Source organism: Bradyrhizobium sp. WYCCWR 13022, from assembly GCF_030435535.1.
In the GTDB taxonomy this organism is placed as follows: domain Bacteria; phylum Pseudomonadota; class Alphaproteobacteria; order Rhizobiales; family Xanthobacteraceae; genus Bradyrhizobium.
In genome coordinates, this window is record NZ_JAUIZJ010000025.1 from 146,262 (window position 1) to 166,645 (window position 20,384).

19 protein-coding genes, 1 tRNA gene and 1 pseudogene are annotated in these 20,384 nt (G+C 64.5%); 9 read left to right on the forward strand and 12 right to left on the reverse strand.

Annotated features, from left to right (window positions below):
- Positions 1 to 99: 99 nt before the first annotated feature.
- Both QY049_RS30555 and QY049_RS30560 read left to right on the forward strand, forming a co-directional pair.
- A complete protein-coding gene (locus tag QY049_RS30555) occupies positions 100 to 1,335 on the forward strand; it encodes an LLM class flavin-dependent oxidoreductase (RefSeq protein ID WP_194478569.1) in 1,236 nt (411 codons plus the stop codon).
- Between the two features lie 147 nt (positions 1,336 to 1,482).
- A complete protein-coding gene (locus tag QY049_RS30560) occupies positions 1,483 to 2,859 on the forward strand; it encodes a cytochrome P450 (protein WP_194478570.1) in 1,377 nt (458 codons plus the stop codon).
- Positions 2,860 to 3,037: 178 nt separating this feature from the next.
- On the opposite strand, the pseudogene QY049_RS30565 reads toward QY049_RS30560, so the two are convergent.
- Positions 3,038 to 3,151: pseudogene (locus QY049_RS30565) on the reverse strand (2,5-dichloro-2,5-cyclohexadiene-1,4-diol dehydrogenase); the annotation flags it as partial.
- Positions 3,152 to 3,345: 194 nt separating this feature from the next.
- On the opposite strand from QY049_RS30565, the gene QY049_RS30570 reads away from it, so the two are divergent.
- The 5 genes from QY049_RS30570 to QY049_RS30590 all read left to right on the forward strand — a co-directional run bounded on the left by QY049_RS30570 (position 3,346) and on the right by QY049_RS30590 (position 11,104).
- Entirely contained in the window at positions 3,346 to 4,311 is a 966-nt protein-coding gene (locus QY049_RS30570; protein ID WP_194478571.1) for a sensor histidine kinase, read from the forward strand.
- 512 nt (positions 4,312 to 4,823) lie between these two features.
- Complete coding sequence (locus tag QY049_RS30575; protein WP_258764316.1) at positions 4,824 to 6,560, forward strand: bifunctional diguanylate cyclase/phosphodiesterase; 1,737 nt, start codon at positions 4,824 to 4,826, stop codon at positions 6,558 to 6,560.
- A 244-nt stretch (positions 6,561 to 6,804) separates the two neighbouring features.
- Positions 6,805 to 9,915, forward strand: coding sequence for an EAL domain-containing protein (locus QY049_RS30580; protein ID WP_258764317.1), 3,111 nt, complete (start codon positions 6,805 to 6,807; stop codon positions 9,913 to 9,915).
- A 1-nt stretch (position 9,916) separates the two neighbouring features.
- A complete protein-coding gene (locus QY049_RS30585; protein WP_258764318.1) occupies positions 9,917 to 10,960 on the forward strand; it encodes a diguanylate cyclase in 1,044 nt (347 codons plus the stop codon).
- Between the two features lie 67 nt (positions 10,961 to 11,027).
- Positions 11,028 to 11,104 (forward strand) — tRNA-Arg (locus QY049_RS30590).
- A 199-nt stretch (positions 11,105 to 11,303) separates the two neighbouring features.
- Here the strand turns inward: QY049_RS30590 and QY049_RS30595 are convergent.
- The 3 genes from QY049_RS30595 to QY049_RS30605 form a co-directional block, all read right to left on the reverse strand.
- On the reverse strand, positions 11,304 to 11,597 hold the full coding sequence (locus QY049_RS30595) for a hypothetical protein (protein ID WP_258764319.1): 294 nt from the start codon (positions 11,595 to 11,597) through the stop codon (positions 11,304 to 11,306).
- Positions 11,598 to 11,813: 216 nt separating this feature from the next.
- Positions 11,814 to 12,107 carry a DUF1330 domain-containing protein gene (locus QY049_RS30600; RefSeq protein WP_258764320.1) on the reverse strand — a complete coding sequence of 98 codons (294 nt, stop codon included), beginning with the start codon at positions 12,105 to 12,107 and terminating at the stop codon, positions 11,814 to 11,816.
- A gap of 25 nt (positions 12,108 to 12,132) precedes the next feature.
- Complete coding sequence (locus tag QY049_RS30605) at positions 12,133 to 12,822, reverse strand: DNA-3-methyladenine glycosylase I (protein ID WP_258767091.1); 690 nt, start codon at positions 12,820 to 12,822, stop codon at positions 12,133 to 12,135.
- A 200-nt stretch (positions 12,823 to 13,022) separates the two neighbouring features.
- Between QY049_RS30605 and QY049_RS30610 the strand changes: the two genes are divergently transcribed.
- Positions 13,023 to 13,850 (forward strand): metallophosphoesterase, encoded by an 828-nt coding sequence (locus tag QY049_RS30610; RefSeq protein WP_194478599.1) that lies wholly within the window; start codon positions 13,023 to 13,025, stop codon positions 13,848 to 13,850.
- On the opposite strand, the gene QY049_RS30615 is transcribed toward QY049_RS30610, so the two are convergent.
- The 4 genes from QY049_RS30615 to QY049_RS30630 all read right to left on the reverse strand — a co-directional run bounded on the left by QY049_RS30615 (position 13,789) and on the right by QY049_RS30630 (position 16,183).
- A complete protein-coding gene (locus tag QY049_RS30615; protein ID WP_258764321.1) occupies positions 13,789 to 14,274 on the reverse strand; it encodes a Crp/Fnr family transcriptional regulator in 486 nt (161 codons plus the stop codon). The genes QY049_RS30610 and QY049_RS30615 overlap by 62 nt on opposite strands.
- Positions 14,275 to 14,433: 159 nt before the next feature.
- A complete protein-coding gene (locus QY049_RS30620) occupies positions 14,434 to 15,174 on the reverse strand; it encodes a di-trans,poly-cis-decaprenylcistransferase (protein WP_258764322.1) in 741 nt (246 codons plus the stop codon).
- Between the two features lie 30 nt (positions 15,175 to 15,204).
- Positions 15,205 to 15,579, reverse strand: coding sequence for a transcriptional regulator (locus tag QY049_RS30625; RefSeq protein WP_194478601.1), 375 nt, complete (start codon positions 15,577 to 15,579; stop codon positions 15,205 to 15,207).
- Positions 15,566 to 16,183 carry a hypothetical protein gene (locus QY049_RS30630; RefSeq protein WP_258767092.1) on the reverse strand — a complete coding sequence of 206 codons (618 nt, stop codon included), beginning with the start codon at positions 16,181 to 16,183 and terminating at the stop codon, positions 15,566 to 15,568. Before QY049_RS30630 ends, QY049_RS30625 begins: the two co-directional genes overlap by 14 nt.
- A 198-nt stretch (positions 16,184 to 16,381) precedes the next feature.
- Here QY049_RS30630 and QY049_RS30635 point away from each other — a divergent pair, with 198 nt between their 5' ends.
- Complete coding sequence (locus QY049_RS30635) at positions 16,382 to 17,638, forward strand: S1C family serine protease (protein WP_301270376.1); 1,257 nt, start codon at positions 16,382 to 16,384, stop codon at positions 17,636 to 17,638.
- 82 nt (positions 17,639 to 17,720) lie between these two features.
- Here the strand turns inward: QY049_RS30635 and QY049_RS30640 are convergent, their stop codons facing one another.
- From QY049_RS30640 to QY049_RS30655, 4 genes are all read right to left on the reverse strand, one after another.
- Positions 17,721 to 18,455 (reverse strand): thioredoxin family protein, encoded by a 735-nt coding sequence (locus QY049_RS30640; RefSeq protein ID WP_258764324.1) that lies wholly within the window; start codon positions 18,453 to 18,455, stop codon positions 17,721 to 17,723.
- Between the two features lie 21 nt (positions 18,456 to 18,476).
- A complete protein-coding gene (locus QY049_RS30645) occupies positions 18,477 to 18,821 on the reverse strand; it encodes an SRPBCC domain-containing protein (protein ID WP_258764325.1) in 345 nt (114 codons plus the stop codon).
- Positions 18,821 to 19,273 carry a helix-turn-helix transcriptional regulator gene (locus QY049_RS30650; RefSeq protein ID WP_194478605.1) on the reverse strand — a complete coding sequence of 151 codons (453 nt, stop codon included), beginning with the start codon at positions 19,271 to 19,273 and terminating at the stop codon, positions 18,821 to 18,823. The genes QY049_RS30645 and QY049_RS30650 overlap by 1 nt, the downstream gene beginning before the upstream one ends.
- Before the next feature lie 104 nt (positions 19,274 to 19,377).
- On the reverse strand, positions 19,378 to 20,352 hold the full coding sequence (locus QY049_RS30655; RefSeq protein WP_258764326.1) for a tripartite tricarboxylate transporter substrate binding protein: 975 nt from the start codon (positions 20,350 to 20,352) through the stop codon (positions 19,378 to 19,380).
- Positions 20,353 to 20,384 lie beyond the last annotated feature (32 nt).

Below are 20,384 nucleotides of genomic sequence, written 5' to 3' on the forward strand. Positions count from 1 at the left end.
TGCATTCCGCCATACGGGACATCGCGCGATTGCGTTCGCGGCAACGCCCACGTAGCCTCGCATCACCAACAAACAGAAAATTCAGCCGGAGAGAACGCCATGGCGCGCCTGAAGTTTGGAGCCTTTCTTGCCCCGCATCACCCGATCGGGGAGCATCCGATGCTTCAGTTCCGGCGCGATCTCGATTTGGTCGAGCAGCTCGACGCACTCGGTTATGACGAGTTCTGGTGCGGCGAGCACCATTCCTCCGGTTGGGAAATGATCGCCTCGCCCGAGATGTTCCTGGCCGCGGCCGGCGAGCGCACCAAGCGGATCAAGCTCGGCACCGGCGTGATATCGCTGCCCTATCACCATCCCTTCAACGTGGCCCAGCGCATGGTGCAGCTCGATCACATGACCGGCGGCCGCGCCATCTTCGGCTCCGGGCCCGGCGCGCTGGCCTCCGACGCGCATACGCTCGGCATCGACCCGATGACGCAGCGCGACCGCCAGGACGAGGCGATCGCCGTGATCCGCCGCCTGTTCAACGGCGAGCGCGTCACCGCCAGGAGCGACTGGTTCACCATGAACGACGCGGCGCTCCAGCTCCTGCCGTTGCAGGAGGAGATGCCGTTCGTGGTGGCCTCGCAGATCTCGCCGTCGGGCATGACGCTCGCCGGCAAATACGGCATCGGCATCATCTCGCTGGGCTCGATGACGACGCAAGGGCTGATGTCGCTGCAGCAGCAATGGCAGTTCGCCGAGGACGCCGCCAAGAAGCACGGCACCATTGTGAGCCGCGCCGACTGGCGCGTGCTGCTCACCTTCCACATCGCCGAGAGCCGCGAGCAGGCCCGCAAGGAAGCCGGCGCCGGGCTGATGCGCTGGCACAACGAATATAACGTCGGCACGCTGCAACGGCCGGGCCTCACCGCCTTCTCCTCGCCCGACGAGGCCGTGGACAAGACCGCCTTCGTCGAGGGCGCGGCCTCGACCATCGGCACGCCCGACGATCTCGTCAAGACCATCAAGAACGTGATGGAGGTCTCCGGCGGCATCGGCGCCGTCATCGGCTTCGTGCACGACTGGGCCAATCCGGAAGCCACGCGCCGGAGCTGGGACATGGTGGCGCGCTATGTCGTGCCCGAGATCAACGGCTATATCGACGGACTGCGCAGGTCGCAAAAATTCGTGATCGAGAACCGCGCGATCTTCGAGCGCGCAGGCCAGGCCGTGATGGCCAAGATCATGCAGAACGAGAAGGCCGCCGAAGCGCTGAAGGTCACCGGCCCCGGCCGCGTCGCCATTCCCGCCGTCAATGCGCCGGATCTGCAAAAGGAAGCGGCGAAGCGGTAAGCCGCAAGACCATCCGGTGGTCGTCCCGGCGAAGGCCGGCCTTCGCCGGGACGACGATCGTGTGCTCGGCGACGCGCCAAACAACCCTCGCGTCATCGCGCCCGTATTGTGCTATATCGTCGGGGTCAGCCATCCGGAGCGATCGTCATGTCGATGCAGAATGTGGCCGCGCCTGTGCTTCCGTACACCGCGCCCCGGCGCAACGAGCTGACGCACATCCCCGGCGACGAAGGCTGGCCGATCATCGGCAAGACCTTTCAGACGCTTGCCGATCCCAAGGGACATATCGAAGCAAACGGCGCCAAATACGGGCCGGTCTACCGCACCCACATATTCGGCGAGACCAATGTCGTGCTGCTCGGGCCGGAGGCGAACGAACTCGTGCTGTTCGACCAGCACAAGCTGTTCTCCTCGACACACGGCTGGAACAAGGTGCTCGGCCTGCTGTTTCCGCGCGGGTTGATGCTGCTCGATTTCGACGAACACCGCCTGCATCGCAAGGCGCTGTCGGTCGCGTTCAAGTCCGGACCGATGAAATCCTATCTCAGCGATCTCGATCGCGGCATCTCCGCGCGCGTCGCGCAGTGGAAGACCAGGCCCGGGGAGATGCAGCTCTATCCGGCGATGAAGCAGCTCACGCTCGATCTCGCGGCAGCATCCTTCCTCGGCGCCGGTATCGGCCCCGAAGTCGACGAGATCAACCGCGCCTTCGTCGACATGGTCGCGGCCGCCGTCGCCCCGATCCGCAGGCCCCTGCCCGGCACCCAGATGGCGGCCGGCGTGCGGGGGCGCAAGCGCATCGTCGCCTATTTCCGCGAGCAGATTCCGCTGCGACGCGGCAATCACGGCGGCGACGATCTGTTCTCGCACCTCTGCCGCGCCACCCACGAGGACGGCGCGCTCTTGTCCGAGCAGGACATCATCGACCACATGAGCTTTCTGATGATGGCGGCGCACGACACGCTGACCTCGTCGCTGACCTCCTTCATCGGCGAACTCGCCGCGCATCCGGATTGGCAGGCCAGGCTGCGCGAGGAAGTTGCTGCGCTCGGGCTTGCGGCGGACGCGCCGACCAGCTTCGATGATCTCGAAAAAATGCCGCTGTCGGAGATGGCGTTCAAGGAGGCGCTGCGGATCAAGCCGCCGGTGCCCTCGATGCCGCGCCGTGCGATGCGCGACTTCACCTTCAAGGGCTTTACGATTCCCGCCGGCACCGCCGTCGGCGTCAATCCGCTCTACACGCACCACATGAAGGACATCTGGCCGGAGCCGGATCGCTTCGATCCCCTGCGCTTCACCGAGGAAGCCCAGCGCAACCGCCATCGCTTCGCCTGGGTGCCGTTCGGCGGCGGTGCGCATATGTGCCTCGGCCTGCACTTCGCCTACATGCAGGCAAAATGCTTCGCGCGGCACTTCCTGCAGAACGTCGAGGTGTCGCTCGAGCCCGGCTACAAACCGGATTGGCAGATGTGGCCGATCCCGAAGCCGCGGGATGGGTTGAAGGTGCGGGTGAAGGCGGTGTGACCATCGTGTCCCGGACGCACGAAGCGCGAGCCGGACCCAGAACGTTGCGGCATATTCAGCACGGAAAGACGGACCCCGGCTCTGCAGCCGCACCGATGAAGAAGCGCTGCGCGGCGTCCGGGGCACGAGACATCGTCTTGCGCGACGCGCCATAGCGGTGCTGCCGGCTCCAGTTGTGCCGGCCTGCGATCACAATTTTGGCACCTTCGGCAACGAAGACTTCCGCAATCCGCTGTCCGATCCTGCTGGTCGCGCCCGAGATCACCGCACCCTTGCCGTCTAGCCTGCCGATGGAATGTCCCTGCTTTTGAATGATTTGACGCCAAATGGCGGACACCGATCGATGACGCTTCCGCGACAGTCGACGCCGCCGCGATCGCTATTCCTGCCTGATCGTGGCAAGGCAAGCTTTGCTTGTGCATGCGGGATGCGTAACATCATGACCCATCTTTCGTTTTTAGCGCGTCACGCGCGACCGGGCTGCGTATGGGGAAGCTGATCGACGAATTCCGCAAAGGCTGGCAGGGCGAGGCTCCGCCATCGCTCGGCCTGAGCATCGCATTCGCCGTGGCCTCCCTGCTGCTTGCGACGCTGGCCCGCTGGGGGCTCGCGCAGGTGCGCCCGGACGTCTATTTCACGCCGTACTTTCCGGCCGTGCTCTTCGCCGCAGCCTTCGGCGGCCTGCGGATCGGCGTGGTGACGGCGCTGGTCGGCGGCGTGCTCGGCGTCGTCGTGAATTTCGACCACACGTTTCCCGACCGCGCACGGTTCGTGCTTCTGACACTCTATTGGGGCGTCTCTGCGCTCACCATCTGGGGCGTCGAGCACTATCGCACGATGCTGGCGGAGCAGCGCCGGATTTCCAAGCGCCTGATCGAGGAAGAGGACTATCGCAAGGTGCTGGTCGACGAGCTGCAGCACCGGCTGAAGAACAAGCTGTCGACCGTGCACGCCGTGCTGCACCAGGTGCTGCACGATCAGCCGCAGGTCTGGGCCCGGATCGATCCACGGCTGCGCTCGCTGGCGGCGACCGATGATCTGATCTCGCGGATCGACAAGGCCGGCTGCGACATCCGCGATCTCCTGATCTCGGAGCTCGGCCCTTACGGCCATGTCCGCTTCACCCTCAACGGCGACCGGCTGTTCCTGCCGCCGAAGCTCGCGGTGACGCTGTCGCTGATGTTTCACGAGCTCGCCACCAACGCCGGCAAATACGGCGCGTTCTCCTCACCGCGGGGATTGTTGCAGGTGTCATGGACCGTCAGCGACGATCGCCTGACCGTCACCTGGGACGAAACCGAGGGACCGACCGTCGGCGAAATCTCCGAGCCCGGCTTCGGCACCAAGCTCTTGAAGTCGGCGCTGTCGGCCTTCGACGGCAAGACCGAGGTCTCCTATTTGAAGACCGGCCTGCATTGCATCATGCAATGTCGCATTCCCCGGAGGGAGTGACCGTGGACCGCTCTGCCTACGGGAGGCAGAGCAATCGCCATGGATCGACGATTGTCCGCGGGCTTGCTTCGTCCCTCCCGCTTGCGGGAGAGGCCGCCGCGCTCGCAGAGCGCGGCGGGTGAAGGTTCTCTCCACCCAGGGACATTCTCTGCAGTCCTCGACAATCCCGACACGGAGAGACCCCCACCCCAAACCTTCCCCCGCAAGCGGGAGAGGGAGCCCACTTTCGATGCCGCAGCAGCGTGCACACGATGTGCAGTCGCCTCCTTCGGGAGAGGTGTCGACTACGCTCACACCGATTTCAAGCGAAAGCGAACCGCGCATTCCACTCGCGCTTTCGCAAGCGCTGTTGACCTTCTGTTAATGACGATCGGCGGCACGCCTCGTATCGTCGCAAGTTTCTCGCAAAACACCCCCGTATTTCTGCGGACCCCTTAACCAAACCTAAGAGGGAACCGCGCATGATCGCGTCCATTGCAAAGCCGCGCTGAACAAGAAGATTCATGACTTCTATGAACGACAACGCATACAACGGCGCGAGCGAGGCCGAACTCGGATTTCTCAAGGAAATCGTTAGAATGCTGCCTGCCGGCCTGACCGTGCAGGACGCGCAAGGCAAGCTTCTGCTGGTTAACGATGTCGCCGCGTCCCAGCTCGGCATGGACGGCAGCCGTCCCTCGCCCAATCTCGCGCCGCGCCGCGAGGCCTGCCAGCAAGCGTTGAAGTCCGGCCAGTCGGTCACCTCCGAGGAAGCGCTCCACGATGGAGCCGCACGCCAGGTGCTGCTGACCACCCATCGCCCCATCCGCCACGCCGGACGCGAACTCCTGATCTCGGCCTCCTCCGACATCACCGAGCAGAAGAATTTCGAGGACCAGCTGTTCCGTTCGGCTTATTTCGACGAGCTGACCGACCTGCCCTCGCGGCGCGTGATCGAGCATCGCACCAACGGCCTTTTGGCGCGCGACCAGCCCGGTGAACGTTTCGCGCTGGCGTTTCTCGACGTCGACAATTTCAAGCACATCAACGACTATTACGGCCACGCCGTCGGCGACGCGCTGCTGGTCGAGCTGTCGAAACGGCTCGGGCGAGACTTGCGCGACTCCGACATGCTGTCGCGCATCTCCGGCGACGAGTTCCTGCTGCTGCTCTCGCCGATCCAGAGCCAGGACGAGGTCGCCGAATTCATGCAGTCGACGTTGGAGCGGCTGACCGCGCCGTTCTTCATCGACAATTCCGAGCTGTTCGTTTCCACCTCCGTCGGAGTCAGTCTCTATCCCGATCACGGCCGCAACTTCGAAACGCTGCGACAGAACGCCGACATCGCGATGTACCGCATCAAGAACAACGGCAAGGGATCCGCATCTTTCTTCGATGCCGGCATGGAGCGCGAGGCCCTGGCACGGATGAAGATCGAGCAGTCGCTGCGGCTCGCCATTCTCGAAAAGCGCTTCTGTTGCGCGTTCCAGTCCAAGGTCGACATCCGCACGCAAGCCGTGAGGGGCATCGAGGCGCTGGTGCGCCTGCGCGACGACGAGGGCGTGATTCAGGCGCCGGGCTCGTTCATCAATCTCGCCAGCGAGCTCGGGCTGATCGACGAGCTCACCCATCTCGTGCTGGCCGAGATCGTCAAGTCGATCGACCTGATCAACGAGAGCTTCGGCGCGGACGCCACCATCAGCATCAATGTCGCCGCCAAGCAGGCCGGCAACCCCGAATTCATGCGCAATTTCGCGCAGGCGATGAAGGACACCGGCTTCCCGCAGCGCTTCATGATCGAGGTGACCGAAGACGCCTTCGTCGCCAAGAATCATTTCCAGAGCGAGATCCTGCCGATGTTCCGCAAGCTCGGCGTCGGCATTTCCATCGACGATTTCGGCACCGGCTATTCGTCGCTCTCGGCGCTCGCCGACATCACCGCCGACGAGATCAAGATCGACCGCTCCTTCATCACCGACATCCATAAGCGGCCGCGCAGCCAGGGCATCCTGCGCGCGATCGAATCCTTGAGCGAAGCGCTCGGCATGACCGTGATCGCCGAGGGCCTCGAAACCTACGAAGAGCTCGCCTATCTCCAGGCCGCGACCAAGATCCGCTACGCGCAGGGCTATTATTTCGCCCGACCGATCTTCCTGGAGGAGCTGAAGCTCGCCACCCCCGCCTCCAGCGAATCCCGCACCAGCGTCTCGGCCCGACCGATGCAGCAGAACCGGCAGGGCTATTCGCGGGCGAGCGCGTATCGGCGGTAGGCCGGCGGCAGCGCAACTCCCTCGCCCGGCCTCGGGTCGAGGGCGCCGACGCCTCGCATCAAGCTTCGGTTAACGATGCAGCGCAGCGTGCCGTACAACCGCTGCGCAACCGGGACGCGATGCCTCGCGGCTCGCGTTGCTGGATATCCGTAGAAGTCCGCAACCGGTTTAAGCCATGGGTAACCGGCTTTCCTAAGCATTGCGCCATCTGTCCGTAGTAATTCTGGTCCTCCAGGGGAGTGGGATGCGCCGGGTTTTCCAACAGATGGCAGCCGCAATTTTCTCGGCCGCGAAAAGCGGCTGGGACGCTGCCGTGCGGCGCGGCCCCGTGCTGTGGCTGACGCTCTCCGGCGCGCTTCTCGTCGCCGGCATCTTCGCCGTGACCGCGATGGCTGTCGGCGAGTTTCGCGAGCGGACGCTGACCAACCGCGAACGCGAGCTGGAAAACACCGTGCAGCTGATCGCGCGCCATTTCGATCAGCAGTTTGAAGACTCCGACGTCGTCGCGGCCGATTTGATCGGACAGATGCACCTGCCCGAAATCACCTCGCCGCAGATGTTCCGCGAACGCATGTCGGGCCACGAAGCCAACCGGATGCTGCGGAGCCGGATCGGCGCCGTCTCCTATCTCGGCGACATCGCGATCTACGACGCCGACGGCGAGTTGATTGCCTGGTCGCGCGCCCAGCCGCTGCCGAAGATCAACATCTCCTCGCGAGCCTATTTCCAGTCGTTCAAATCGAACCCGATGTCGGAGCCGGTGCTGCTGGAATCCGTGCGCAGCTTTCTGATCGGAAAATGGACCACGGTCGTGGCGCGCCGGCTGAGCCTGCCGGACGGCACTTTCGTCGGCGCGCTGGTCCGGCGGATCGATCCCGACAGCTATCAACGCTATTTCGCCTCCGTCGCACTTGCCGACGGCGCCGCCATCTCGCTGTTCGACCGCGAAGGCGTGATGCTTGCACGCTACCCGAATGTCGAATCGATGATCGGCAGGAGCTACAAGAATGCGCCGCTGATGCAGAACGTGCTGTCCCGGGGCGGTCAGCAAACGCTTCGTGTCAAGAGCCCGGTCGACGGCACGGAGAAGCTCGGCTCGGCCGCGTCGCTCACCCATTTCCCGCTGGTCATCGTGGCGACCAACACCATGTCGGCCGCGCTGGCGGACTGGCGGCAGCAGACCGGTTTCCTGATCACCACCGCGACGCTGTCGGCGGCCGTGATCGCGCTGATCCTGTTCATGATCATTCGCCAGATCATCAGGCAGAATCGCGAAGCCCAGCGGCGGCTGGAGGCGGAGCGGCTGCAGCTCGACACCGCCCTCAACAACATGTCGCAAGGGCTGATCCTTTACGACGCGGCCGGATACATCGTCACCTGCAATCGCCGCTATGCCGACATGTTCGGCCTGTCCCACGACGTCATCAAGCCCGGCTGTCACATCCATGAGGCGATGCGTCACCGCAAGGAGCGCAACGCATTCAGCGGCGACGTCGAGGAGTTTTGCGCCGAAGTCATGAGGGGCGTCGCCGAAGGCAAGGTCGCCACCAAATTGCATCAATTGCCCAACGGGCGCTCCTTCCAGGTCATCAACACGCCGCTCGCACAAGGCGGATGGGTCGCCACGATCGAGGAGATCACCGAGCGCCGCAATCTGGAGCAGGAGCGCGACCGCAACTACACGTTCCTCCGCGAGATCATCGACCACATCCCGTCGCAGATCACGGTGAAGGACGCCCACACGCGGCGCTACCTGCTGGTCAACCGGATTGCCGAGGACATCTTTGGAGAAGGCGGCAAGTCGATCGTCGGCAAGACGGCGACCGACATCCTGCCCGAAGCGGACGCCGGCATCGTCACGCGCGACGACGACATCGTGCTGCAATCGCCCGACCGGCTGCTGCAGAAGGAGCAAAGCTGGAAGACCCCGGCCGAAGGCCAGCGTCATACCATTTCAAAGCGCATCGGCATCTGCGACAAGGCCGGCGAGCCGCGCTACATCATCAACGTCATCGAGGACGTCACCGCGCAGCGCAAGGCCGCCGAGAAGATCGCCCATTTGGCGCATTACGACGCGCTGACCAACCTGCCCAATCGCGTGCTGTTCCGCGAGCAGATCGAGCGCGAGCTCGAGAAGGTCGCCGGCGGCGCGCAGTTCGCGCTGCTCTACATCGACGTCGACGAGTTCAAGGGCATCAACGATTCGCTCGGTCACCATGTCGGCGACGAGCTGCTGATGGCGATCGCCGGCCGCATCCGCGCCTGCCTCAAGCCGGGCGATCTGATCGCCCGGCTCGGCGGCGACGAGTTTGCGGTGATCCAGACCGGGATCGAGTCCTCCACCGACGTCCTGGCCTTCGTGACCCAGATACATGAGGCGATCCGCCGCCCCTATCATTGCCTCGGCCACCAGCTCTCCACCGACGCCAGCATCGGGATCGCACTGGCACCGCAGGACGGCGCCGATCTCGACCAGCTCATCAAGAACGCCGACCTCGCAATGTACGGCGCCAAGGCGCAAGGACGGCGCACCTACCGGTTCTTCGTGCCGGAGATGGATGCAAGCGCCAAGGCCCGCCTCACGCTGGAGCAGGATCTGCGCCAGGCGCTGATCAATGGCGGCTTCGAGATCCACTACCAGCCGCTGGTCAACCTGCACACGGGCGTGGTCTCCGGCTGCGAGGCGCTGCTGCGCTGGCGCCATCCCGAGCGGGGCATGGTTTCGCCGGCCGAATTCATTCCGATTGCCGAAGACACCGGCCTGATCAACGAGATCGGCGAATGGGTGCTGCGCACGGCCTGCAACGAGGCCGCGACCTGGCCCGCCCATGTCCGCCTCGCCGTCAACGTCTCGCCGGTGCAGCTCAAATGCGACACGCTGGCGCTGCGGATCGCAGGAGCGCTGGCCGCCTCTGGCCTCGAGCCGCGGCGGCTCGAGCTCGAGATCACCGAGGCCGTGCTGATCCGCGACGACGAAGCTGCGCTCTCGATCCTGCACCAGCTCCGCTCGGTCGGCGTGCGCATCGCGCTCGACGATTTCGGCACGGGCTATTCCTCGCTGAGCTATTTGAAGCGCTTCCCGTTCGACAAGATCAAGATCGACCGCTGCTTCGTCGCCGACATCGCCGAGGCCGGTGGTTCGCCCGTGATCGTGCAGGCCGTGGTGAACATCGCCTCGGCCAGCAGCATGACCACGGTCGCCGAAGGCGTCGAGACCGAAGCGCAGCGCGAGATGCTGCGCGCACTCGGCTGCACCGAGATGCAGGGCTATCTGTTCAGCAAGCCGCGGCCGGCCGCCGAGGTGCGCGAGCTGTTCGGCCCCGATGACGCCATGCCCGTGGCGGCGGTGGCCTGACATGGCAAAGCCCCCCAAAATGATCGACGTCGCGGATTCCTACGCGGTGCGGCTGATGCAGCACCTGGTGGTGCCGACCTTCGTGATTGATCCGAAGCGGCGTGTCGTGATCTGGAACAGGGCCTGCGAGCGGCTGACCGGCGTTGCCGCCGCTGATGTGATCGGCACCAACAGGCACTGGCAGGCGTTCTACGAGACCAAGCGCCCTTGCCTCGCCGACATCGTCGCGCTCGACCGCCCGGAGCAGCTGCCCGAGTTCTATTCGGAATATGCCGCGCGCGGTCATAACGGGCTCGGCTTTTCCGCGGAGAACTGGTGCGTGATGCCGAAGCTCGGCAGCCAGCTTTACCTCGCGATCGACGCGGGTCCCATCCATGACGAGGCCGGCAATCTCATCGCCGTGGTCGAGACGTTGCGCGACCTCACCGATCAGAAACGTGCCGAGATGGCGCTGAAGGAGCTCGCCACCAAGGACGGCCTGACCGGGCTGTCGAACCGTCGTTCGTTCGACCAGATGCTGATGAGCGAATGGGCCCGCGCGCAGCGGACGCAGAAGCCCTTGGCGCTGCTGTTCGTCGACGTCGATCATTTCAAGCTGTTCAACGACGCGCACGGCCACCAGAGCGGCGACGAGTGCCTGCGCGCGGTCGCGGGAGTCGTCAGCCGCCACGCGGTGCGCCCGCTCGACCTTGCCGGCCGCTATGGCGGCGAGGAGTTCGCGCTGATCCTGCCCGACATGAGCTCCGACGATGCCTGCACCATCGCCGAGGAAATCCGCCGCGCGGTCATGGCCTTGGCGATCACCCACGGCGCCCATGGCGCCGGCGAGCACGTCACCCTCAGTGTCGGTGTCGCCAGTCACGTCCCCGGCGAGGGCGACGGTGCCCCCGACCAGCTTCTGGGCGCGGCCGACCAGGCGCTCTATGCCGCCAAGCGCCTCGGCCGCAACCGGGTCGTCTCGTCCGAGCGGGTGCTGGCCGAATTCGCAGCCGTCGGCTGGGATAGCGCCCCGGTTCCTGGCCTGGCCCCGCGCAAATCGGCCTAAAGCGCGGATATTGCCGCGGCGAGAGCGGTTGCCCACCCCTCGCCATTAGGCTAAATGAGGCCTCGCTGCACCCGTAGCTCAGCTGGATAGAGCGTTGCCCTCCGAAGGCAAAGGTCACACGTTCGAATCGTGTCGGGTGCGCCACTTCCTTGCAAGGCCACGAATCCCTCCCTTGTCAACCCGCTTGGGCGGCGGTCTCGGTGGAGCCGGCGAGATCGACCATGTCGCTTCGCTTCCGCAGCACTTCCGCATCATGTGGGCGCGGGCCTCCTGGAGGCCGACGAAGGTCTCATCGACGTCGACGTCCGGACGAGGGCCGTGCGTGGCCCCCGTCCTCGCGTTCTCAGTGCCTGATATGCTCGAACACGACGATCACGCCGGTCGGCTCGGGCTCGTGCGCCATCAGCCGTGTCAGATCGGCATCGCTCCAGTCGGCGAGGCTGACGACTTCGCCGGTCTCGCGTTCCGCGCCCTGTGACGGCGTCGGCTCCAAAACCTTCAATCCCATCTCGTCGACGAAGAACGTGTGCTCGCCGAACATGCTGTTGAGCTGGGGCATCGCGGGATGCTCGTCGGGCAGCACCTGTGCACCGAGCTGGTTGACGGTTTGCTTGACCTGTTCGGATGTGAGCTTCATGAGCTGCTCCGTTCTATCGTTCGAGTTTCACGGCTTGAGCCAAAATGTTGGCCGGAGCGCGCGTGTTCCCTGCGCCTGTTGGCTGGCTCAAACTCCCGAACGGGTGCTGCGCACAAATGTTCCTGCGAAATGAAATTCGTGATCGCGCGCAGCGTCTGCCGCGCCGACGGCGCGAGATCGCCACACGATATCCCCGATCTGGCCGGCGGCGCTAGTCTAGTCGGCCGCTTCGACGATCCTGATATCGCGATCGGCGCCGTCGCCAAGCAGATCGTGCGCGGCCTTGTAGGCCGGGCTTTCATAGGCGGCCCTGGCGCGCTCGACGCTGTCGAACTCGATGAGAACGACCCGTTCCATCTGGCCGAGCTCGAAGGCCGCAGCCGGCATGCCCCGCGCGAGCACGCGGCCGCCGGCGGCCTCGATCGCCGGACGCGACGGCTTGGCATAGGCCGCCATGGCATCGGGATTTCTGATCGCGCGGTAGGTCGCAACCCAATAGGCTTTGGCCATTCTCGTCTTCCTGGTTTCTCGTGAGCTAATGCTCGCCCCGGTTTTCGCCGACCGAGAGCGCGCAGATGCGCGACAGATAAGTGTAGGGCAGACCGGTCTCCTCGGCCCAGGCGTTGAACTGCGCCTGCACCCTGGCGAGATCGCCCTTCGACTTGACCTCTTCGGCGATGTCCAGGCCCGCATCGCGCAGGCAGGCAACGACGTCCTTGGAGGTGACAAAGCCGTCCCAGCCGACGAAGCGCAGCAGCATCTGCCCGGTGTTGCCCCCTAGCCGGCTGCCGCGCCTGGTCAAGAGATCAAGCAGGCCGACCTCGTTGGACGGCGGCCATTGCGCCAGGAATTTGCCGAAGCTGCCGTGCTCTTTCGCGATCTCCTGCACGAAGGCGGCATTCTCGCGCACCGACATGATCTTGGCGCCGTTGCGCACGATCCGCGCATCGCGCAGCAGGCCTTCCCAATAGTCTTCGGGCTGGAAGGAGAGCTTGGCCGGCTGGAAGCGCAGAAAGGCGTCTTCGAAACCGTCCCATTTTGCGTCGATCACGCTCCAGGCAAAGCCCGCGCAAAACACCCGCTTCGTCATCTCGGCGAGGATGCGATCGTCGCCGAGCCTGGCCAACCGCTTCAGGTCGGGCTTGTCAGGCATCAGCTTGTCGAGCGCCTTGGGGCCGCCCTTGCGCTTCTCGGCGCGGGTACGAATGGTCTTGAAGGACGTCATGGCGATACCGGCGTTGAGGGCGCGCCACGACACCAGAATTCGGCGATCCGGTCCAGCCCAGCGACGACCCGGGGCTTGCGCGCTTCAATCCGCCGCAGCATGGTTGACGGGACAGGCCATCCGTACTGGTCCGCTTCTTGCTTCATGAATGACGTTTTGAAATTCCCAAATACTTTCACACTCCCGCCGACGGATCCCCAATGCGCTGCCTGGTCGTGGCCGACCTGCACTATTCGCTGCCGCAGCTCGACTGGCTGGTTAGCGCGGCGCCGCAGTTCGATCTGGTGATCTTCGCGGGCGACGCGCTGGACGTCGGCTCGATGGTGGATTTCCGTGCCCAGATCGTGGTGGTGAAAAAGTACCTGGCGATGATCGCGTCGAAGACCCGCGTCATCCTCTGCTCCGGAAACCACGACCTCGACGAGCGCAACGCGGAAGGCGAGAAGATCTCCCGCTGGATTTCAGAGGTCCGCGAGCTTGGCATTGCCTGCGACGGCGACAATCTCACCATCGGCGATACGCTGTTCACGGTGTGCCCGTGGTGGGACGGACCGCTGGTGAAGCAGCGCATCGTCGACCAGTTGCGCGATGCCGCGGTCGATCACCCACGGCGCTGGATCTGGGCGCATCATGCGCCGCCGGCCGATTCACCGACGAGCTGGGGCGGCAAGCGCTTCTTCGGCGATGTCGAAGTGGTGCAGTGGATCATGCAGTATCAGCCCTCGATGGTGATCTCGGGCCATGTGCACCAATCGCCCTTCATCAAGGACGGCTCGTGGTACGACCTGATAGGCCAGACCTGGGTGTTCAACGCCGGCCTGCAGCCGGGACGCCCGCCGACACGCATCGTGCTTGATCTCGATGAGAACAGGGCGTTCTGGCTGGCGGCCGGCGAAGCGCAGTGGATCGATCTCGGCGCACCGCTGAAGCGGCCGGCGTCCCATGTCACCGAGCCGCCGGACTGGCTCACATCCTTGGATCGGATTTCCGATCCGAGCCTGGCGAGACCTCGAGCGGCGGCAGGTTGATCATGCTCTGGAGCACCTCGCCGACCATGGCGAGATGCGTGCCGTGGCCGGCATATTGGCGCTTGAGATCGGCGAGATAGGTGTTGGCGGCATTGAGCCGCTGCGCCAGCATGCGCGCGAGCAAGAGCGCGAGCTCCGGCTGCTGCTTGAGGAGCGAGGCAGCATCCTCGAACTCGTAGACGACCGTGTCGCTACAGGCTCGTACGGTCGCAGTATGCGGCACTCCCAGCAACACCGACATCTCGCCCAGGACCGCACCCGGCTCCGTGACGGTGGCGACGATCATCTCGCCCTTGAGCACCTCGAGCTTGCCGTCCATCAGCACATAGAGATGGCCGGAAGCGCCGCCCTCTGTCACCAGATCGGTGCCGGCGGCAATCCTCCGCTCCGTTCCACCGGTGCAACAATCCAGAACCGCGCGCATCGCCGCATACTCCCGTAAGAGACGGCAGTAGAGCACGATCCGCGGGGAGATGCAGCGGTTTTTGCGCATGCCGCCGCACAGCACTACATCCGGCGCGAAGCGGTTCGCCTCATCGTGCGAGAACCGCGGCGGAGGCCCTTGCCCAGCTCCGCCTCGGTGTCAGGCCCGCGAGAGTGCGGGCACCTCTTCCGGCATGATCGCCTGGAGACCGCCGAAGCGACGCTCGCGGCCGTGGAAGGAGGCCAACGCCGCGGCGAGATCGCCCGCATCGAATTCGGGCCACATCCTCTCGGTGAAATGCAGCTCGGCATAGGCACCTTCCCAGAGCAGGAAATCCGACAGCCGCTTCTCTCCCGAGGTACGGATGATGAGATCGACGTCGCGGAGGCCAGCTTCGCCAGTGACGAGCTGCGAGAAGGCCTCGCGGGTCAGGCTGGTCAGCGCAGCCGCCTTCGCCGCGGCGTTCAGGATGGCCTCACGCGCGGAATAGTCGACGGCGATCCGCAGATGCAGCGTGGTGCCGCGCGCGGTCGCGTCTTCTGCACGCGCAATTGCGGTGGCGATGCCGTCAGGCAAGCGATCGCGACGGCCGATCACGTTGAGGCGCACGCCGTTCTTCACCAGGCTCTGCACTTCATTGGCGAGATAGAGGCGCAGCAGCGTCATCAGGGCTGCAACCTCGGCCTTGGGCCTGCGCCAATTGTCGGTCGAGAAGGCATAAAGCGTCAGCGTGCCGATGCCCTGCCTGGGTGCGGCCTCGACGATGCGGCGGATGGTCTCGACGCCGGCCTCGTGGCCGCGCACGCGCGACAGCCCGCGCCGCGTCGCCCATCGTCCGTTGCCGTCCATGATGATGCCGACGTGAAGCTTCTCGTTGTGGGACGTGACGTCACTTTGCATCGCAAAGTCTCCGGTCAAAAAAGGGGACGATCAGGTCGAAAGAAAGCCGAGGCGGCCGAGCGGCGACGCCTCGCGGCCGGCGGCCTTGGCGGCGTCGCGCACCAGCCGCTCGAGCACGGCGAGATAGTCGAGGAAGCGGCGGCGGCCAGCCTTGGTGAGGCGGCAGGTGGTGTGCGGGCGATTGCCCTCATAGCCCTTGGTGACCTCGACGAGGCCGGCCTCCTGGAGCACGGCGAGGTGCCGGCTGAGATTGCCGTCGGTGAGCCCGCAGAGCTGCTTCAGATCGGCGAACGCAAGCCCTTTCGGGTGCGCCATCAGCGAGGTCAGAAGCCCGAGCCTCGCCTTCTCGTGGATCACACGGTCGAGCCCTTCATAGGAGAAAGGCGCGCTGTCAGTCTTCGACATCGTTGTCTCCGGACGCGAAATACAGAATGGCCGCCATCACCGACTGGCCGATCACGAAGGGCAACCCCATGGTCCAAGGCGACAGCATGTGTGTCTGGCTCGCCAGCACCACCACCGCAAAGCCCGAGACGAAGTACCAGGCTCCCGCGAACGCCACGCTGCGCGGCAACGAGCGGACGGACGCGAAAATGCCGAGCGACACTAGGATCTGCCACAGGCCCGGCAGCAGCCACAGCGTCTCGCTTGCGAACTTCCACATCACCACCGCAAGCAGGACGCCTGCGACGCCCGCAGGCAGGAACTGCTCGACCGCCTGGTGGATCATGGCATCGGCAAGGCCGGAATGATGACGATGCGAACGCGCACGCATCTCGATCCAGATCATCAGGCCGGATAGCGCGGCTGCAATGAACCAGCCGAGAAAGAAACCGAGCGGCTCGCCGGTCGGATCGCCGAGCAACCAGAACTGCAGGATGGCGGTGACGAGTGCGACCGCGCCGGTCGCGGCCATCGTCGCCGGACCGTAACCGCGGAACGCCGTGCCGGCCGCAATCTGGCTGCGGATCGCCACGATGTCGGCCAGCGCCTTGTCGAGATCGCGCATCGGCAATGCCAAGACTCCGCTCCACCGGGTTCATGGACCGGCTTGTCCAGATACTTTGTATCGCAAAGTATACCGCGCCGCAAAGTAAAGGCAAGCCGGAAGGTCGCTCGACGGAGACGATATCTGCACAGACAACTGCTGGTTGCGCGCCACCCGCTCGTGCAGCTAAGATGCGGCCAAAGTGTCCGGGGGGAAGTCATGTGGTTGAGGTCGTTTGCCGTTGCGGCTGTGCTGCAACTGGCTTTTGCGGGGCTAGCGCATGCGGCGGGACCGTTCGGCTCCATCAATGTCGGCAACTGGATCGGCGGCGCCTTCAGCAACGACCAGACCGGCGCCTTCTCCCATTGCGCCGCAACGGCACCGTATGCAAACGGCGTCAACCTTGTCGTAAGCCAAAATGTCACCGGCATATGGTCGCTGGCCTTCGCAAGTCCCAGCTACCACTTCAACAAGGGCGAGAATGCTGCGATCGACGTGACGTTTGACGGGCAGGAGCAAGCCAGGCTGTACGCCACGGCCTATCAGACCAACATGCTTACGGCCGTCATGCCGGTCAACGTCGCGCGTAGATTTCAAAAGGCGAGCCTCATGGTCGCAACAGCCGGCCGCGCTGTCCTGAATTTCGACCTGACCTCGACCGGGCCGGTGATCGCCGCATTGGCCAACTGCGTAAATCGCGTGAAGGCCGACGGGCTGAGCAAGGCCGGCGATTTTGCGAAGAGTGCCGCGAGGCCGGCAGTAACGGCGGACAAGCAGGGATCATCGCCGGCAAGCAAGGCCGGCAGAGGAGCAAAGAGCAGCTCCGGCTTTGGCACCGGCTTCGTGGTCAGCGCCAGCGGGCACATCGTCACCAACAACCACGTGATCGACGGTTGCAGCGAGCTCAAGGGCAATCTCACCGGTGAAGCCGCGATGGTGTTGCGCGTCGTGTCGAGCGACGCAAACAACGATCTCGCTCTGTTGCAGGCGCTCTCGACCGCGACATTCAAGGAGTTTGCCCGGATCCGCGACCGTTCGATCCGCTCCGGCGATTCCGTCGTGACGATCGGCTTTCCGTTCCACGGATTGCTGACCTCGGACTTCACAGTGACGACGGGCATTGTGAGCTCGCTCAGCGGCATGCGCAACGATTCACGCTTCCTGCAGATCAGCGCGCCCGTGCAGCCCGGCAACAGCGGAGGCCCGCTATTCGATACGACCGGCCAGGTCGTTGGCGTCGTCACCGGGAAGCTCGATGGATTGCGAGTCGCCGCCGCGACCGGCAGCATCCCCGAAAACATCAACTTCGCCATCAAGACCGGCGCGCTACGCGACTTCCTCGACAATTCGGTGGTGCCGTACCAGACGGCCGAGCCGAAGGGCGAACTCAAGACCACCGACATCGCCGGAAACGCACGCGCCTATACGATGCTGATCTCGTGCAACGGCACGGAACAGGCGGACGCGAAGAAGTAAGGTCGCCGCCAGTGGTGCCTCCCTTCCGGCGTCGCCCTGGCGAAACCTAGCAAAAACCAGGACCACATCTGTGAACGCCCCCTCACCCGTGACAGCAAGCGCCCTTCGCCTGTGGCTCGTACTGGTCCCGCAGGCGGACCCAATCCATCGGATACGGCAACCCGTCTTCGTGACGGCCGAGCGGAGTGAGGTCGAGATATTGATAAGCGGCGTTCATCATGTCGAGGCCGCGGGCGAAGCAAGAGTAGGTATGAAAGATCTCGCCGGCTTCGTTGCGGAAGAACACGCTGATGCCGGGCAGCTCGGGCCCATAGAACGGTGTGGTGCCGAAATTGTATTTCGGTACGCCCCGATCGATCTGCTCAGGCGTAAACGAGACCTCGTAATCGTAGTTGAAGTCGCTGCCGCCTGACGACACCCAGTCAAAACTCCAGCCCATGCGTTTCTTGAACGCCTCGAGCTTTTCGACTGGCGCCAGCGAGACTGCGACCATGGTGGTGTCGCGCGCCGCCAGATGCGGCACCATGCGCTCGAACCCGTCGACCCAGAACGAGCAGCTCTTGCAGGCCGCCTCCCAGTCCGGTGCGAACATCACGTGCTGGACCACGAGCTGCGGGCGGCCCTTGAAGAGATCGCCGAGCGTCACCTTGCCATTCGGCCCGTCGAACACGTAGTTCTTGTCGACCTTCACCCAGGGCAGCGCGCGGCGCTCCTCGGCCAGTCGCTCGCGCGCCTGCGAAAACTCCTTTTCGTGCGCCAGATGGGCTTTGCGGGCGGCGACCCATTGCTCGCGCGAGACGATCTGATGTTGCTGCATGGTATCCTCCTCGGACGAAGATCAGGCGACGAAGCTCTCGAGCTTGTCGATGAACGACCTCCAGCCGCGCTGGTGGTTGTCGCGCGCGGTCTCGTCGAAGAACTGGGCGTGATGGAAGATCATCAACGTGCCGGCGCTGTCGGGCTTCAGCGAGATCGTCACCAGCGATTCGCGCTCGGGCGTCGAATGCCAGGCCCAGGTGAAGACCAGGCGCTCGTTCGGCACCACCTCGCGGTAGATGCCGCCGGCCTCGAAATACTCGCCGTCGTCGCGCGTGAACGAGATGCGATAGCGGCCGCCGGTACGAACATCGAGCTCGGCCTTCAGCGTTGCCGGCTTCATGCTCGGCGGCCCGAACCACTGCACTAGCTGCGCGGCCTGCGTCCAGGCGGCGAAGACTTTTTCCGGCCGCGCGCGGAGGCGCCGCGTGAGCGTGAGGCTTGGACCTTCGCTTGCGCGTTCGGCGGCACCGGCGGCTGCGTTGACCATGGTTTGTCCTCCACAAAGTCGGCAAGGCGGTCGAACCTCTCGGACCAGAATTGCGCATAGCGATTGAGCCAGTTCATCGCCCGCTCCATCGGATGCGCGCTGAGCCGGCAGGACACCGTACGCCCGGTCTTCTCGCGTACGATCAGGCCCGCGTCCGTGAGCACGTCGAGATGCTTCATGATTGCGGGCAGCGAGATCGCGAACGGCGCCGCCAGCTCGCTCACCGACAGGCCGTCCTTTTCGCCGAGACGCGCCAGCAATGCGCGCCGGGTCGGATCGGACAGCGCGGCGAAGGTGCGATCGAGCGTCGCGTCCTGATACTTAACCATACGGTTTAGCATACGCGCGGATGCCATTCCGTCAAGGGGAAACCCACGCAAGCAAAAAGCCCCGCCTTCCGGCGGGGCTTCATTCGTGGTCGATCACGAGACTGCTACTCAACCTTGAGGCCGGCGAACTCGACGACCTTCTTCCACTTGGCGGTCTCGGCCTCGATGTCCTTGCCGAACGCCTCTGGCGTCTCCACCAGCGGATCGCCGCCGAGCTCGACCAGGCGCTTGGTCATCTCGGGCTCCTTCATGAGCGTGTTCACCTCGTTGTTGAGCTTGGCGATCAGGTCCTTGGGCATGTTCTTCGGTGCGCCCATGCCGAACAGCGCGCTCGCCTCGTAGCCTTTCACGGTCTCGCCGATCGCCGGCACGTCGGGCAGTTGCGGCGAGCGCTGCGCCGTGGTGACGCCGAGCGCGCGAAGCGAGCCAGAGCGGATGTGCTGGATGATCGAGGGCATGTTGTCGAAGATCACCTGCACCTGGCCGCCGAGCATGTCGGTGATGGCGGGCGCTGCGCCGCGATAGGGTACATGCTGCATCTTGCAGCCGGTCATCGCCATGAACATTTCGCCGGACAGATGCACCGAGGTGCCGTTGCCTGAGGAAGCCATGTTCACCTTGCCGGGATTGGCCTTCACATACTCGATGAACTCGGCGACGGTCTTTGCCGGCACGTCCTTGTTCACGGTCATCACGTTCGGCACGCGCTGGAACGCGGCGATCGGCGCGATATCACTGACGAAGTTGAACTTGAGGTTGGCGTAGAGCGTGGAGTTGATGTAGTTCGCTGGATTGACCAGCAGCACGGTGTAGCCGTCGGGCTCGGCGTTGACGACGGATTCGGTGCCGATATTGTTGCCGGCGCCCGGCTTGTTCTCGATCACGAATTGCTGGCCGAGCCGCTCCGACAACCGCTGGCCGATCAACCGCGCCAGAATATCGGTGGCGCCGCCCGGCGGATAACCGACCACGAACTTCACCGGCCGGGACGGATAGTCCGCTGCAAAGGCTTTCGACAGCGGGCTGGCTGCAAGCGGGGTGGCGGCGAGCAGGCCCAGCGCGGAACGGCGAGTGATCATCTCGAGGGTTCTCCCAGTGTTGTTCTTGGTGG